The sequence below is a fragment of the Rhodococcus sp. NPDC058521 genome (genome assembly GCF_042719695.1).
In the GTDB taxonomy this organism is placed as follows: Bacteria; Actinomycetota; Actinomycetes; order Mycobacteriales; family Mycobacteriaceae; genus Rhodococcus_F.
Genome location: NZ_JBHXNL010000007.1, coordinates 100389 through 114078, shown reverse-complemented (window position 1 = coordinate 114078; position 13690 = coordinate 100389). Strand labels below are relative to the sequence as shown.

General features: G+C 64.1%; 19 protein-coding genes and 1 tRNA gene. 12 read left to right on the top strand and 8 right to left on the bottom strand.

The genetic code is table 11. The features are described from left to right. Nucleotides 1-47 precede the first annotated feature (47 nt). The 4 genes from mscL to ACFWO3_RS13420 form a co-directional block, all read right to left on the bottom strand. A complete protein-coding gene (gene mscL / locus ACFWO3_RS13435) occupies nt 48-473 on the bottom strand; it encodes a large-conductance mechanosensitive channel protein MscL (RefSeq protein ID WP_378578112.1) in 426 nt (141 codons plus the stop codon). 83 nt (nt 474-556) lie between these two features. Further along, a complete protein-coding gene (gene cpaB, locus ACFWO3_RS13430; RefSeq protein WP_378578110.1) occupies nt 557-1240 on the bottom strand; it encodes a Flp pilus assembly protein CpaB in 684 nt (227 codons plus the stop codon). Nucleotides 1241-1330: 90 nt separating this feature from the next. Then, on the bottom strand, nt 1331-1648 hold the full coding sequence (locus tag ACFWO3_RS13425; protein ID WP_378578108.1) for an FmdB family zinc ribbon protein: 318 nt from the start codon (nt 1646-1648) through the stop codon (nt 1331-1333). Between the two features lie 101 nt (nt 1649-1749). After that, nucleotides 1750-2325 carry a 5-formyltetrahydrofolate cyclo-ligase gene (locus ACFWO3_RS13420; RefSeq protein WP_378578106.1) on the bottom strand — a complete coding sequence of 192 codons (576 nt, stop codon included), beginning with the start codon at nt 2323-2325 and terminating at the stop codon, nt 1750-1752. 58 nt (nt 2326-2383) lie between these two features. Between ACFWO3_RS13420 and ACFWO3_RS13415 the strand changes: the two genes are divergently transcribed. The 5 genes from ACFWO3_RS13415 (at nt 2384) to ACFWO3_RS13395 (ending at nt 6390) form a co-directional block, all read left to right on the top strand. Continuing rightward, a complete protein-coding gene (locus tag ACFWO3_RS13415; RefSeq protein WP_378578104.1) occupies nt 2384-3304 on the top strand; it encodes a UTP--glucose-1-phosphate uridylyltransferase in 921 nt (306 codons plus the stop codon). A 22-nt stretch (nt 3305-3326) separates the two neighbouring features. After that, a complete protein-coding gene (gene glp / locus ACFWO3_RS13410; protein ID WP_378578102.1) occupies nt 3327-4586 on the top strand; it encodes a gephyrin-like molybdotransferase Glp in 1260 nt (419 codons plus the stop codon). A 21-nt stretch (nt 4587-4607) separates the two neighbouring features. Next, a complete protein-coding gene (locus ACFWO3_RS13405; RefSeq protein WP_378578100.1) occupies nt 4608-5243 on the top strand; it encodes a GNAT family N-acetyltransferase in 636 nt (211 codons plus the stop codon). Between the two features lie 243 nt (nt 5244-5486). Next, the gene (gene glpR / locus ACFWO3_RS13400; protein ID WP_378578098.1) at nt 5487-6230 is read left to right on the top strand and encodes a gephyrin-like molybdotransferase receptor GlpR; all 744 of its coding nucleotides are present in this window, start codon (nt 5487-5489) and stop codon (nt 6228-6230) included. Nucleotides 6231-6317: 87 nt separating this feature from the next. Next, nucleotides 6318-6390: transfer RNA gene (locus tag ACFWO3_RS13395), tRNA-Ala, on the top strand. Nucleotides 6391-6458: 68 nt separating this feature from the next. Here ACFWO3_RS13395 and ACFWO3_RS13390 read toward each other — a convergent pair. Next, nucleotides 6459-7259 carry an NAD(P)-binding domain-containing protein gene (locus ACFWO3_RS13390; protein ID WP_378578096.1) on the bottom strand — a complete coding sequence of 267 codons (801 nt, stop codon included), beginning with the start codon at nt 7257-7259 and terminating at the stop codon, nt 6459-6461. 187 nt (nt 7260-7446) lie between these two features. Here ACFWO3_RS13390 and ACFWO3_RS13385 point away from each other — a divergent pair, with 187 nt between their 5' ends. Continuing rightward, nucleotides 7447-7707 carry a winged helix-turn-helix transcriptional regulator gene (locus ACFWO3_RS13385; protein WP_378578093.1) on the top strand — a complete coding sequence of 87 codons (261 nt, stop codon included), beginning with the start codon at nt 7447-7449 and terminating at the stop codon, nt 7705-7707. Between the two features lie 311 nt (nt 7708-8018). On the opposite strand, the gene ACFWO3_RS13380 is transcribed toward ACFWO3_RS13385, so the two are convergent. Beyond that, on the bottom strand, nt 8019-8420 hold the full coding sequence (locus ACFWO3_RS13380; protein ID WP_378578091.1) for a hypothetical protein: 402 nt from the start codon (nt 8418-8420) through the stop codon (nt 8019-8021). Continuing rightward, nucleotides 8347-8754, bottom strand: coding sequence for a DUF4573 domain-containing protein (locus ACFWO3_RS13375; RefSeq protein WP_378578352.1), 408 nt, complete (start codon nt 8752-8754; stop codon nt 8347-8349). Before ACFWO3_RS13375 ends, ACFWO3_RS13380 begins: the two co-directional genes overlap by 74 nt. Before the next feature lie 501 nt (nt 8755-9255). Between ACFWO3_RS13375 and ACFWO3_RS13370 the strand changes: the two genes are divergently transcribed. Genes ACFWO3_RS13370 through ACFWO3_RS13360 form a run of 3 tightly spaced genes read left to right on the top strand, consistent with a single transcriptional unit; the run spans nt 9256 to nt 11036 of the window. Continuing rightward, nucleotides 9256-9549, top strand: a complete 294-nt coding sequence (locus tag ACFWO3_RS13370; protein ID WP_378578089.1) for a hypothetical protein — start codon at nt 9256-9258, stop codon at nt 9547-9549. 3 nt (nt 9550-9552) lie between these two features. Next, nucleotides 9553-10053, top strand: a complete 501-nt coding sequence (locus ACFWO3_RS13365) for an ImmA/IrrE family metallo-endopeptidase (RefSeq protein ID WP_378578087.1) — start codon at nt 9553-9555, stop codon at nt 10051-10053. Next, the gene (locus tag ACFWO3_RS13360; RefSeq protein WP_378578085.1) at nt 10050-11036 is read left to right on the top strand and encodes a hypothetical protein; all 987 of its coding nucleotides are present in this window, start codon (nt 10050-10052) and stop codon (nt 11034-11036) included. The genes ACFWO3_RS13365 and ACFWO3_RS13360 overlap by 4 nt, the downstream gene beginning before the upstream one ends. Here ACFWO3_RS13360 and ACFWO3_RS13355 read toward each other — a convergent pair. Beyond that, the gene (locus ACFWO3_RS13355) at nt 11033-11449 is read right to left on the bottom strand and encodes a helix-turn-helix domain-containing protein (RefSeq protein ID WP_378578083.1); all 417 of its coding nucleotides are present in this window, start codon (nt 11447-11449) and stop codon (nt 11033-11035) included. The genes ACFWO3_RS13360 and ACFWO3_RS13355 overlap by 4 nt on opposite strands. A gap of 624 nt (nt 11450-12073) precedes the next feature. On the opposite strand from ACFWO3_RS13355, the gene ACFWO3_RS13350 reads away from it, so the two are divergent. The 3 genes from ACFWO3_RS13350 (at nt 12074) to ACFWO3_RS13340 (ending at nt 13690) form a co-directional block, all read left to right on the top strand. Further along, nucleotides 12074-12217 (top strand): hypothetical protein, encoded by a 144-nt coding sequence (locus ACFWO3_RS13350; RefSeq protein WP_378578081.1) that lies wholly within the window; start codon nt 12074-12076, stop codon nt 12215-12217. 116 nt (nt 12218-12333) lie between these two features. Then, a complete protein-coding gene (locus tag ACFWO3_RS13345; protein WP_378578078.1) occupies nt 12334-13173 on the top strand; it encodes an SDR family oxidoreductase in 840 nt (279 codons plus the stop codon). 25 nt (nt 13174-13198) lie between these two features. Next, on the top strand, nt 13199-13690 hold the full coding sequence (locus tag ACFWO3_RS13340; protein WP_378578076.1) for a DUF2505 domain-containing protein: 492 nt from the start codon (nt 13199-13201) through the stop codon (nt 13688-13690).

Below are 13690 nucleotides of genomic sequence, written 5' to 3'. Positions count from 1 at the left end.
AAAGGCCGGGCCCCGTACGGGCCCGGCCTTTTGCTGTGGTTCGAATGTCACTCGAGGGTTGACTTGGCGTGCGCGCCGTCGGTGCGCGCTGCCGAGGTCTCGAGGATGTCGCGGATCTGGATCAGCAGATCGGTCTCGCTGGCTTCCTTGTCTTCGGGTTCGGTCGCGAACTTCTTCTTTGCTGCGTTGGCGGGCACGATCAGAATGAAGTACACGACCGCCGCGATGATGACGAAGTTGATGGCGGCGGTGATGACCGCACCCAGATTCAGGAAGGTCTCCTGGTTCCCCTCGTCGCCGAGCTGAATGCCCAGGCCGATCTCGCCACTTCCGCCGATGACCGCGATGAGCGGGTTGATGACGTAGGTGGTGAAGGCGGTGACGATCGCCGTGAACGCAGTGCCGACGACAACGGCAACGGCTAGGTCGAGGACGTTTCCGCGGAGCAGGAAGTCCTTGAATCCCTTGAGCATGTCGATTCTCCTCAGATGTTCTGGCTGTCATTGAGCACTGGCTGGCAGGCAAATCCTAGAACACGTTGCGAGGCTATGAGTGATCACTGGAGCGTAACTGTGATTGCGTCGGTAAGTGATGCGGCGGCAACTCGGGTTGCATCATCGCGGGGGAGTGCCAGCATCACCACGCGTTCACGCTGGTTGCGTTCGTTCTCGGGCTGCGTGACCAGAACCACCACGGCTCCGGTCGCGAGAGTTGCTGCGTTTACGGCACTCGACGGTGCAGCAGGTTTCTCGGTAGCTACTGTGAGTACGTCGACCCGGTCGCCCTCACGCAGAAGCCCCGCAACGCCGGGGTCTGCGAGACGCAGCGGCACTATCCGGGCGTCGGGTATCCCTGTCGCGGCGTCGGCAAGACGAGGGCCGAGTATTCGGATGTCGGTGAGCGGTTCTCCCGCACGGGTGGGTCCGGCCAGAATGCGGCCCGTAACGGTGTCCGTACCGATCTGACTGCCCGCCGGTATCGAACCCGCATCGCGCTCGGCGACTTCGAGATCATCGTCGGTCAGCACCACGCCGGGGCGAAGGTCGTGCGCGGCAACGACAACTTTGACTCGATCGTCGTCCGGGTTGCCACGCAACATCACGAATACTGCCGACACCGCGAGTGCGGCCGCGAGGATTCTCCGAACGTGAACCGCTCGGACACGATCCGAACGAAGGCGTTCCGAGATTCGATCGACGAAGCCGGGACGAAGTGAATTCGTGGAAAGGGCAGGTGGCATGCCGGAAGACTAAAGGGGTGCACTGGCCCACCTGCGGGAGAAAACAGTGCCTGGGGAGAACGCTCGCGCCTGTGGACAGGCGCGGGTGGATCAGCTCGCTGCAGCCTTGGCCGGCGTGGAGCCGGTCGACGAGCTGTCGGACTTCGCAGTGCTGGAAGTCGTGGTCTCGGACTTCGAAGAGTCGGACTTGGTGGACTCCGACTTGGCCGACTCGCTCGCTGTGTTCGATCCGCCGCGGCTGTCGGTGCGGTAGAAGCCGCTGCCCTTGAAGACGATGCCTACGGAGTTGAACAGCTTGCGGAGCTTGCCCGAGCATGCAGGGCACACCGTCAAGGAATCGTCACTGAACGACTGGACGATGTCGAAACGGTTGTCGCATTCGGTGCATGCATACGAATAGGTGGGCACTGGGGTTCCTCCGCACTGTGTAAATCACACCTCAGGTGTTAGCACTCTACCGTCGACAGTGCCAACGGCGCCAATCCGAACCAACGAATGCCCGACTTGTTCTATTCCTCGAGGCTGCGAAGGCCGAGTGTTGGGGTGATCGCCCACCCCATCCGTATGTCGTGCGGATCCTCGGGAAGGTGATCGACCAGTTCCGTGTCTCGAACGATGGTGACCAGCCGTGTTTCCGGACCGGCCGCGTGCAGGGTGCGGTCGTAGTAGCCGGCGCCGCGGCCCAGTCGCACGCCTCGGCGGTCCACGGCGAGGGCGGGCACGAAGACGACATCGGCGAGGAAGAGTTCGTGCGCGTCGAGCCTCGGGCCGGAAGGCTCCCGCAGTCCGCGAGCGGCCGGGAGAAGATGCCCGCTGCCGGTGAACTCGGCCCACTGCAGCGGCCCGGGTTCGCCGGTGACCGGGAGCAGAACCCGCCCGGCGATGCCTCGAATCGCGTCGAGAAGATCGACAGTTCCCGGTTCGAGCCTGGTGGGTACATACGCGCACACAGTTGTTCCCGGGGCGACGGCCGCACACACGTGATGTTCGATTGCGCGATCCTCGGTAGCCCGATCGGACGGGGATGTGCTGCGCCGCGCTTCCAACACTGCCGCGCGCCACTCGATCTTCGTCTCCGCGCTCACACAGGCAACCATAAGGTCTAGGTGACTCCCCGGTAGCTTCCACCGTTATGGTGTGGGAATGACAGAAGCCGCTCAGGACATCGACAAGGCCTTCCGCACGGCAATCGTGCCGGCAGCGGGATTGGGCACGCGGTTTCTTCCCGCGACGAAGACGGTTCCCAAGGAGCTGCTCCCGGTGGTGGACACCCCCGGTATCGAGCTGGTTGCCGGTGAGGCCGCCGACTCGGGCGCGAATCGTCTCGTCATCGTCACGTCCCCGGGCAAGGACGGTGTGGTCGCCCACTTCGTCGAAGATCTGGTGCTCGAGAGCAAGCTCGAAGCGAGCGGCAAATATCACCTGCTCGAGAAGGTGCGGAAGGCGCCCGGCCTGCTGCAGGTCGAATCGGTGGTTCAGGAGGAGCCGCTCGGTCTCGGCCACGCCATCGGTTGCGCAGAATCCGTCCTCGACGAGGACGAAGGCGCCATAGCCGTGCTGCTTCCGGACGATCTCGTGATGCCCCGCGGTGTTCTCGAGACCATGGCCCGAGTGCGCGCCAAGCGCGGAGGCACGGTGTTGTGCGCCATCGACGTCCCCAAGGAGCTGGTCAGCGCCTACGGCGTCTTCGAGGTCGAGACTGTGCCGGACGCGGTCAACCCCGACGTCCTCAAGGTCACGGGCATGGTCGAGAAGCCGGCGATCGAGGACGCGCCCTCCACGTTCGCGGCCGCGGGTCGCTACCTCCTCGACCGAGCGATCTTCGACGCGCTGCGTCGTATCGAGCCGGGAGCGGGTGGTGAGCTTCAGGTCACCGATGCCATCGCCCTGCTGATCGATGAAGGGCATCCAGTGCACGTCGTCGTTCACCGCGGAACACGACACGACCTAGGAAATCCCGGCGGCTACCTCCGTGCTGCGGTTGACTTTGCATTGAACAGCGACGAGTACGGCCCGTCGCTGCGTGAGTGGTTGACCGACCGATTGAAGCGGGCGGGTTCCTAGACTTTCGGGAGGACAGAACTACATGCGGTCGGTCGAGGAGCAACAGACCATCGTGACTGCGGCCGCGGTGGCCCCGCGGCCCGTCCGGGTGGCGATCTCCGAAGCCCAGGGCCTGCTGTGTGCCGAAGAAGTCGTCACCGAGCGGCCGTTGCCGGGCTTCGACCAGGCTGCGATCGACGGCTATGCCGTCCGAAGCGTCGACATTCAGGGTGCAGGTGGCGATCTGCGGGACGACGACGGTGCTCCGGTCGAGTTGAGTCTGCCCGTCGTCGGTGAGGTGACCGCCGGCTCCCGCCAGCCGATCCGGCTGCAGCCTCGGCAGGCCGTGCGAGTCGACACCGGTGCGCCTCTACCCACCCTCGCGGACGCGGTGCTGCCCCTCGACAGAACCGACCAGGGTCGGGTTCGCGTCAAGATCTACAAGTCCGTGCGTTCGGGTGATTACGTCCGCCGTGCGGGTGACGACGTCCAGCCGGGCGACGTAGCCGTTCGTGCCGGGACGATCATCGGTGCCGCTCAGGTAGGTTTGCTCGCCGCGGTCGGCCGGGACAAGGTCCTCGTCCATCCGCGGCCTCGTCTTTCCGTCATCTCGGTGGGCGGCGAACTCGTCGACATCGAGCGCACTCCCGGCCCGGGGCAGGTGTACGACGTGAACTCGTACGCCCTGGCCGCGGCCGCCCGCGATGCGGGTGCCGATGTGAACCGGGTCGGAATTGCCAGCACAGAGCCGCGCAGACTGCGCGAGGTGGTGGAGGGCCAGCTCATCCGCTCCGAGATCGTCGTTATCGCGGGAGCTGTCGGTGGCGGTGCCTCCGAGGACGTACGCGAGGCGCTCGCCGACCTCGGTGACGTGGAGGTGGGTCGTGTCGCGATGCACCCCGGCTCGGTGCAGGGATTCGGCCAGCTGGGCCGAGACGAAGTGCCCACGTTCCTGTTGCCGTCGAACCCCGTCAGCGCGCTCGTGGTCTTCGAGGTGCTGGTTCGTCCCCTCATCAGGATTGCGCTCGGACGTCGGCAGCCGATGCGGCGAGTGGTGAAGGCCCGCACCGTCGCACCCATCACCTCGATCGAGAACCGCAAGGGATTCCTGCGGGGACAGCTCATGCGTGACGAGGGGACCGGCGAGTACCTGGTGCAGGCGCTCGGCGGTGCTCCTGGTGCTTCGTCGCATCTGCTCGCGACCCTCGCCGAGGCGAATTGCCTCGTTCTCATCGACCCGGAGGTGACCGACATCCGCACCGGTGACGAGGTCGATGTCGCTTTCCTCGCTCAGCGCGGCTAGAAGAGCAGGCGGGTAGCAGAGGTGTCCACGCATCCGGGGTGGCCGGCACGACTCGGACCGTTGCAGGTTTCGGGTGGCGTGGTGGCGGTGCGTCCCATTCGGATGCGCGATGCCGCAGCGTGGAGTCGGATTCGGACCCGTGATCGTGCACACCTCGAGCCTTGGGAGCCTACGAGCGAATCGGCGTGGGACGCACGGCACCATGTGACCAACTGGCCGGGGCTGTGTGGGAGCCTGCGCGCGGAGGCGCGTAAGGGCCGAATGCTGCCGATGTCGATCGAACTGGACGGAAGATACTGCGGTCAGATCACGCTCGGAAACATCGTTCGTGGCGCGTTGCGGTCTGCATGGATCGGCTACTGGGTCGAGCAGGACGTGAATGGGCGCGGGGTGGCGACTGCTGCGCTGGCATTGGGTCTGGACCACGCGTTCGGTCCGGTCGGTCTGCATCGAGTCGAGGCGACGGTCAGGCCCGAGAACGAGGCGAGTCGGGCGGTCCTCCGCAAGGTGGGATTTCGTGACGAAGGGCTGTTGAAGCGCTACCTGGACGTCGACGGGCAGTGGCGCGATCACAAGTTGGTCGGCATGACCGTGGAGGACGTGTCCGGAACGGTTACCGATCGACTGGTCCGTGGCGGACAGGCGCAATGGATCTGACCTCCGGCAATCGCATGGTTATCCAGAGATAGCTGGACGCCCGTACTACTTTCCCAATATGACAGTGATGTAAGTCGTGTGGCGCTACTGTCCGTGCTGAACGCCACTGTTTCGAGTTACTCGTGTGACAGCTGGGTATGGTGGGATCGGCGCGTCTGCAAGGATGTGTGCAGGGGAACCGTTAACCTGAACGGGTCAACGGCGGTATAGACGCTGGTAGACGATTGGGAGGAGGGCCGCAGGATGCCGAATTCATTTCTCTGGATCGGCCTTGTTGTCGTGTGGCTGTTCGTTCTGGTTCCCATGCTCGTCAACAACCGCCCCCGGATTCGCCAGACCACCGACGCAGCGCTTGCTACGCGTGTGCTGCATCGCGGAGACGAGCGTCCCGTGCAGCGTGGCCCCGCAGCAGGGCACCGCAGTGATCCGAACTGGCAACCGGAACCGGACCACGACGGATACCCCGCGGAGGACCAGGTGGATTTCGACGAAGAAGACGACCGGTTCGACGGTGAGCGTGGACCTGCTCGCGAATACGTGACTCAGCGCCGCGGCCGTGGTGGATTCGACCCGGAGGCAGATGCTCTCGCGCGGGAAGCACGCTATGCCTTCCGTCAACGTTCCATGCTCGGCCTGGTGTTCGTGGCGCTCATGTCCGGTGCACTTGCTCTCATCCTGACTCCGATGCTGTGGTGGGCATTTGCCACCTCGGTCATCGGCCTCGTCGGTTACCTCGCCTACCTTCGCCGGCAGGTGCAGATCGAGCAGGAGATCCGTCGTCGTCGTACCGCACGGCTCAGCCGTTCACGACTCGGTGTGGAATCTCGTAGTGACGAAGAACTGCGTCTCGTTCCATCACGGCTTCGTCGCCCGGGTTCGGTGGTACTCGAGGTCGACGACGGTGACCCCGAGTTCGATCACCTCGACCACTACGAGAGTGAGCCGGTTTACGCCAGGACGGATATGAGGCGGGCAGCGGGCGAGTAGCTCGTCGGTACCCGCCCGCAGGGGCGGAATGCGTTGCCCTCCCAGAGTGCTGCTAGAGTTGCCGAGCAGCCTTACGGGGCGGCATCAGGGGCTGTGGCGCAGTTGGTAGCGCGCTTCGTTCGCATCGAAGAGGTCAGGGGTTCGATTCCCCTCAGCTCCACATAGTTACAGATATCGAGAAGGACCCCGCCGTCATGGCGGGGTCCTTCTCGATATGGGGGGATCGGATCAGCGAACCAGCTCTTGCCCGAGAAGGCTCGAGGTCGCATTCATGAGATCCGGCGATTGGGAAGCGTCGATAGCAGACCGGTTGAGGAGGTCGATCGCGTCGCGGGTGAACTCCACGGTTTGCACGGGCTCGAACTCGTCCGGTGAGTCGATCTGCCGGGCCTGCTCGGCGAGTGCAGTTGCCGTTGCCTGCAGGAACGGTGTTGCCATCTCTGCCAGCCATTCGGCCGACCCGCCCACCGTGCGAACCATGCGGGCACCCTGCTCGAAGCCGGCGAACATCGCGTACATCGCTCCGGGCATGGCGGAGTCGTACAGGGCGGCTGCGCCGGGGTCGGCGCCGACGAACGTCGTCCGACCGAAGCCTTCGAGAACAGTGCGATATCGATCCAAGGTCAGCTCGTCTCCGCTGTGGAGAACGGTCGACGAGGGGGTTCCGATCATGTCGGGCGTCGCGAATATCCCGCCGTCGACAAAGTTGATTCGATGTCGTTGCGCCCATACCGAGAGATCCCGCGCCTCGTTCGGGGTCGTGGTGGTGACGTTGACGACTGTGCGTCCGGCGAGCGAGTCGACCACGGGGTCGAGTTGTTCGTGCACTGGGTCCGCGTCGAGTAGACAGACCACAACGAGGTTCGAAGCAGTTACTGCAGCCTCCACCGAGTCGACAATTGTTGCACCGGCCTCGGCCATCGGGCGGGCACGCGAAGGTGTGCGATTCCAGACGGTCACCCTGTGGCCGTCGGACGGGAGCCGAGTTGCGAGGACTCTCTCCATCGCACCCAGTCCGACAATCGTCACCCGAGCGATGGTCGAGAGTCATGGTTCCCCTTCTCTTTCAAAGGGTTTCGACGCCAAGACTTTCGGTCGTGCCGCGGACGTGACGCCTGCAGCTTCTCCTTGTGCGCTACATTCGACAAGTACCGATTTTCAAGTCGGGTACTTACTATATCGACGCCGCGATCGATGTGATCGGGGGAAGTGGAGGGTGCTCATACTGTGGGCGCTCCGCGACGGGCCGAAGCGCTTCGGTGAGACTCGTCGGCTTGTCCTGGGTGTCACCGACAAGATGCTCATCCAGCAACTAAGTGAACTCGAAGACGACGCCATCGTGCATCGCGCGATCTACCATCAGGTGCCACCCAAGGTCGAGTATTCGCTGACGGAACTCGGAATCTCGCTCAACAACTCGCTCGAGCCCGCATCGCTACCAGCAAGTTCAACATTGGATTTGCTATTGAGTAACTGATTCGTATTAGATGGTGGTCGACGTCGAACGGACTCGTCGAACGGAGTGGGAAAATGCAGGTAATGGCCCGTGTTTCGGGTGCAATTGCACATGCCACTGTGATCGCGACAATCACTGCAGCGATGTTGCTGGTGAACACACTGTAAGCACGAGGCGACTCAGCGCTCTCGACGGAGCGCCGCAACCTCGTTCAGTGAAACCCGACAGAGGGTTCCCAAAGACGCCCCGGGTCCCACCTGGCCCGGGTGCCCGCTGGTGGTGTCGGCCCCCGACTCCGGCACCACCAGCACCTCTCCGATAACGAATCGTTATCATTGCTGCGCTCTATTCCAATGCCTGACCACGATTTCGCGAAGGGGTGACATGGGCAACCGCAGCGCGGCTCGCCGACTGGCCGCAAGTGGTCTCGCGGTCGTCTTCCTGACCGGAACCGGGTCGGCCTCCCTTCTGATGCACCCGGCGGCGGCCGACGCTCGGCCGAGTGATTCCGACTCGTCGTCCTCGGAGTCGTCCAGCGACTCGGAATCCGAATCCCCGTCCTCCAGTGATTCCCAGCCCTCCGATCGCTCCGAGAGCGAAACATCGGAGCGCAGTTCCTCCACGACGTCGGACCCGGATGATTCGGAATCGACGTACACGTCAGACGAACCGACGGAGAAACAGTCGAACGGGAACGAGTCCGCCGACTCGCCGTCGACCACATTCGAATCCACACCCACTCCGAGCGTTTCGCGTGATCACGAGGACTCGCCGAAGGAGCGTCCGGAGCGTCCGGATCGGCCGGATCGCCCTGATCGACCTGATCGACCTGATCGCCCTGATCGGCCGGATCGCCCTGATCGACCTGATCGACCTGATCGCCCTGATCGCCCTGATCGTCCGGAGCGTCCTGATCGCCCGGAGCGTCCTGATCGCCCGGATCGGCCGGATCGGCCGGAGCGTCCGGATCGGCCGGAGCGTCCTGATCGCCCGGATCGGCCGGAGCGTCCGGATCGGCCGGAGCGTCCTGATCGGCCGGACCGCCCGGACAGGCCCGATCGCCCTGATCGACCTGATCGCCCGGAGCGTCCGGATCGGCCGGACCGCCCTGACAGGCCCGATCGACCTGATCGACCTGATCGCCCTGATCGACCTGATCGCCCGGAGCGCCCTGATCGTCCGGAGCGTCCTGATCGACCGGACCGCCCTGATCGGCCGGAGCGCCCTGATCGGCCGGACCGCCCTGATCGGCCGGACCGCCCGGACAAGCCGGATCGCCCGGACAAGCCGGATCGCCCGGACAAGCCGGATCGCCCGGCGCCACAGGCACCTGGTATTCCCAGCATCCCAAGGTCCGAGGACGATTCCGAGGCGCCGGACGCACCACTCCCGCCCGCGGACAGTGACTCAGGCGCGAGTGAGCGGTCCGACGAACCGGCCGAGGTTCCGTCCGCGCCGGGTGGTGGCGCACCGCCACCTGCTCCACCGGCGATGGGAGCACCCCCTGCCCCCAGCGGCGGCGTGGGTGGTGCTGCGGGCGGGGCGCCTGCGTCGCCGAACGCTCCTTCCGTGCCCGGTCCGTCTTCGGCGATCACGTCTCCGGACATCGCTGCAGCTCCACCTGCAGCACCGCTCGCGGACAACGCACCTGCTGCGGCAAGCGCACCGGACAATCCCGAAGCGCTACCAGTGGTTCACACCGAGCCCTTGCCTGTCGCGGCAACGCTGGGTGGGATCGGTGTGCTGTTCGTCTGTGCTGCGGGCGCGGGTGCTGCCACCTTCCGCGGTGCGCGCGCACAGCAGGCCCGGCTCGCCGCGGCGCGCGCCGAGTTCCTGGTGCCGATGTCAGCGGGAGGTGCGTAGGTCATGTCGCAGAGGCGATCCCATAGGCGCGTGGCTGCCGCCGTCGATGCAGTCCTCGACGCCGCAGTCGCAGCCGAGGCCGTAACCCTCGCCGATGTCGTCGAGTCGGTGGCGCGCGAACGTAAGCGCCCGATCGAACTGGAGTACTCGTCGGATCTTGCGGTGGGTGTGTGTGGGCAGCGTCGCGCGTATCCGGATCACGACGTCATCGTGTTGGCCCCCGACCTGCCGGATACGGACCGAACCCTCGCCCACGAACTCGGCCACGTCGTGTTCCGGCACGAAGGAGCCGAAATCGCAGAGGCCACGTTGGAAGCGAGTGACGACCTGATCGCCTACATGCTCAGTCAGAGATCGTTGAGGAACACCGAGGATTCGGCACTCGACGAGATCGCCGAGTGGGAAGCAGAGACTTTCGCGTCGATGATGCTCATGCGAATGGCGACGATGAAGGGTAGAGGCGCACCGTTGTCCGTCCTCCGATACGACGAGGCGATCGGGTGATTGCCTGGGCTGTCGCGTTGGTGGTGTGGATCGCCGCCGGTGCGCGAATCGGACGGGTCGTTGCGCGTAACCCCACGCCGCTGCGCAATGCGATGGTGATATCCGTGGTGTGTGCGGCCGTGGCGTCGACGGTGGTGATCCCGCAGGTGTGGGCCGTCGTGGACGAGATCGCGCCTGGATCGGACTTGCCTCGTACAGTCACGTTGCTGGCGTGGCTCTTCTGCGCCGCGGGTGGTGCCGTGGGCGCTGCCGCGGTGCGCCCCAACGTGTCTCGGCGTTGGATGCGCCCGATGAGCATTTCCGTCTTCGGGATGGCTGTCGTCGTCGGTGTTGCTGCATGTCTCGACGTCGTGATGCCGGCGCTCGTGTTCATGACGGTTGCCTTGGTGGTTGTGATTGCCACCGGACTCGCGCATGTTGCGTGGGCGCCGTTGGGCCGAGGTATCGGACTCATCGTCGCCGGTTCGGCGGTGCTGCTGATCGCCGTGGTGGTGGCCCTGGCCGGGGAGCTGTCGGGCAACGAAGGTCAGCGTGTGCACTCTCCCGCCGTGTATGCGGCGGCGGCACTGTTGGTCTCGATCGGGTCCGTCTGGGTGCTCGTCGAGATTTGGCTGCGCGCCCGCGTGGACATTCGTCGCGTGAAACCATTGCACGACATATTGATCGAACGGTTCCCGGAAGTGATCGAAGGTGTCGGTGGCGCGCGCACATCTGTGCTGCGAGCATCGGATTCGGTCGCTCAGATCATGGATGCGATGTACGTGCAGGCCGGCGCCGGGCTGTTCGCGAATCCACAAGTGCCACCAGAGTCATCGCGCGACCACGTACGGGTGGTCGCGAAGTGGGCACGGGACCCGCAGAACAGTGCGGTAGTGGTCGACACGAAATGGATCGCGCCGCCCCCGGGGTATTCGCCGCGCCGCTGGGTATTGCGGATCGCGAACGAATACAACAAGGCCGGCGAGCGATCGACCGAGAACTAACGCGATGCGTCGGGCGGAACTTCCGGGAGTCCCTCGCTGGAGCGCAGCTTCTCGGCCATCGTGGTGAGAAGGTTCTGGGATTCTTCGGAGAGATCGAACGCACGGCTCGACAACTTGCGGAGGCCGTATCCCTGGAGTTGGGAAAGCAATTCGAGATCGTGGTCGATCTTGGCCGCGTAGATGTCGTTGAAGAAGTAGTCCGGCTTGACCTTGAAGAACCGCGCGAATGCCGCGACGGTCTCGTCGGACGGATTGGTGCGTTGACCGGATCGAAGCTGCGAAATGTACGGCTTCGAAATTTGGTGCCCATCGCCGATCAGTGCCGACGCAACCTCTGCGTTGGTATGAGGCTTGCGACCGGGAGGATGGACCGTGTCGAAGAGCTTGTTCAACCGCTCAGCAAAATCAGCCATGTGAGCCGCATGGTCCTCTCTCGTGGGCGCATAAGGAATGTGGGTGAAACCCTACCACTCAAATAACCGGCCAGTAGCTCGTGAAATGTCTGAAACCGGCGCCCGCATCGACTGTCGGTCGGCGGTTTGCATGGCCTGTTCGGAGGCCGAGTCGAGGCCGAATTTGTATCCGGTCGAACGCGGTGGCGAACACGTGGACGCGGGGAGTGATCGGGTGCGTGTCGGCGTGCGACGAGGCCGGGAACGGACGACATGCCGTGCGGCCGAGCCCCGATTCGCAGCAAGTTACTGAAAGTTAGCTGTGTGATGTCGAGTCTGGAGTCCGCATACCAAAAGTTGGACATCCGTACTGATCAGACACCCGCGCTGCGTTGCGTAATGCAACTTACAAAACGTCGCTCGATGTCACCGTGACTGCGTCAAGTCTACTCGTTGGTAGGTATTCGATTGTGACGCGTGGTGCGTTCTGCCGGCGGGTGCCGGTCGCGTGAGCGTTGGGGGCGGAGTGGGCGATCGCGTCGCCCGGTGTCATGAGTCCACCACGGTTGAAACACGTTCTCGCGGAGCGTGCGGGGACTGGTTTCGCAGCCCACTCTCGGCCATGATTGTGAGATGGAACACAAAATGAGTGACGCCGAGTTGCGCAAGGCGATCAGGACTCTGCGTGACCGAGCCGACTACGCAAAGAAGCACGGTGACAACAGCGCAGTCACGACGATCGAGGAATCGATCCGGAAATACCAGGAGGAGATGGGGCAACGCCTGTGATCCGCGGATCGTCGCCCCGGAAATCGGGGATGCCTCTCGTCTGTCGCGTTGCGAGCGCGCGTGCGTAGACTGCCGAGCGCAAGGGCGATCTGCGACGACGGGGGTTCGGAGAGACGATGGCGATCAAGACGTTGGACGGCAAGAAGGCTCTGATCACAGGCGCCGGCAGTGGAATCGGGCATGCAACCGCGCTGGCCGCGGCTGCCTCCGGTGCGCAACTCTTCCTGACGGACGTGAACGAGGTGGGGCTCGCGCAGACCGTCGAACAGGTCGGTGCGCGTGGGGGCACGGTGAGCTTCTCGCGCGCCTTCGACGTGTCGGACTTCGACGAGGTCACTCGATTCGCCGAAGACGTACACAATCAATTCGGCAGCATGGACGTCGTGATGAACGTCGCCGGGATCTCGGCGTGGGGGACCGTCGAGAATCTCGAGCATCGTCATTGGAAGTCGATGGTCGACGTCAACCTCATGGGACCGATCCACATCATCGAGAGCTTCGTCCCGCCGATGGTCCGAGCAGGCCGTGGCGGCCACCTGGTGAATGTGTCCTCGGCCGCCGGAATTCTGGCACTGCCCTGGCATGCCGCGTACAGCGCCAGCAAGTTCGGTCTTCGTGGTGTGTCGGAGGTGCTTCGATTCGATCTGAAGCGACACGGGATCGGGGTCAGCCTCGTAGTTCCCGGGGCGGTCAAGACGCCTCTCGTGGGAACGGTCGAGATCGCCGGTGTGGACCGCGACGATCCCCGAGTCGACAAGTTCGTGCATCGCTTCGAGAAACGCGCAGTGTCACCGCAGAAGGTCGCGGACAGCATTCTCGCCGGAATCGCGAAGAACCGATTCATGGTCTACACGTCCAACGACATTCGGTTCGGGTACTGGTGGGCACGGAAATTCGCGCCGCCGTACGAGTTCGTCATGCAGAAGGCGAACGACCAGTTCAGCAAGTTCCTGTAGGCCGTGTTCCGGTAGCGTCTCGGGCATGCCGAAACGTTTCGCCACAACCATCGAGTTGGACCACGACGTCGAGGCTGTGCACGCCGCGCTCACCGACGAGGCCTATTGGCAGTACCGGTTGCGCGAGAGCGAGACCGCGCAGACGCGTATCGAATCGCCGGGTCCGGGAGCGTTGTCCGTCACGGTGACCGAAACAACCGACCCGGAGAAGTTTCCCGCTGTCGTGCGTGCGGTCGTGCGGGGTCCGATGAAGATCGAGCGCACTGACTCCTGGGGTCCGCTGTCCGATGGTCGTGCCGAAGGTTCTTTCGGAGGCAGTACTACCGCATTGCCGCTGACCATCGACGGCTCTTTCGTTCTGCGCGGGTCGGGGGCAGGGTCGGTGATCGATGTCGATGGGGCGGTGACGGTGAAGATCCGGCTTGTCGGAGGGCAGATCGAGGCTCTGGCGAAGCAGATGGTTATGCAGATGGTCGAGCGTGACGGTGGCGAGATTCGGGACTGGCTCACTCGGTGA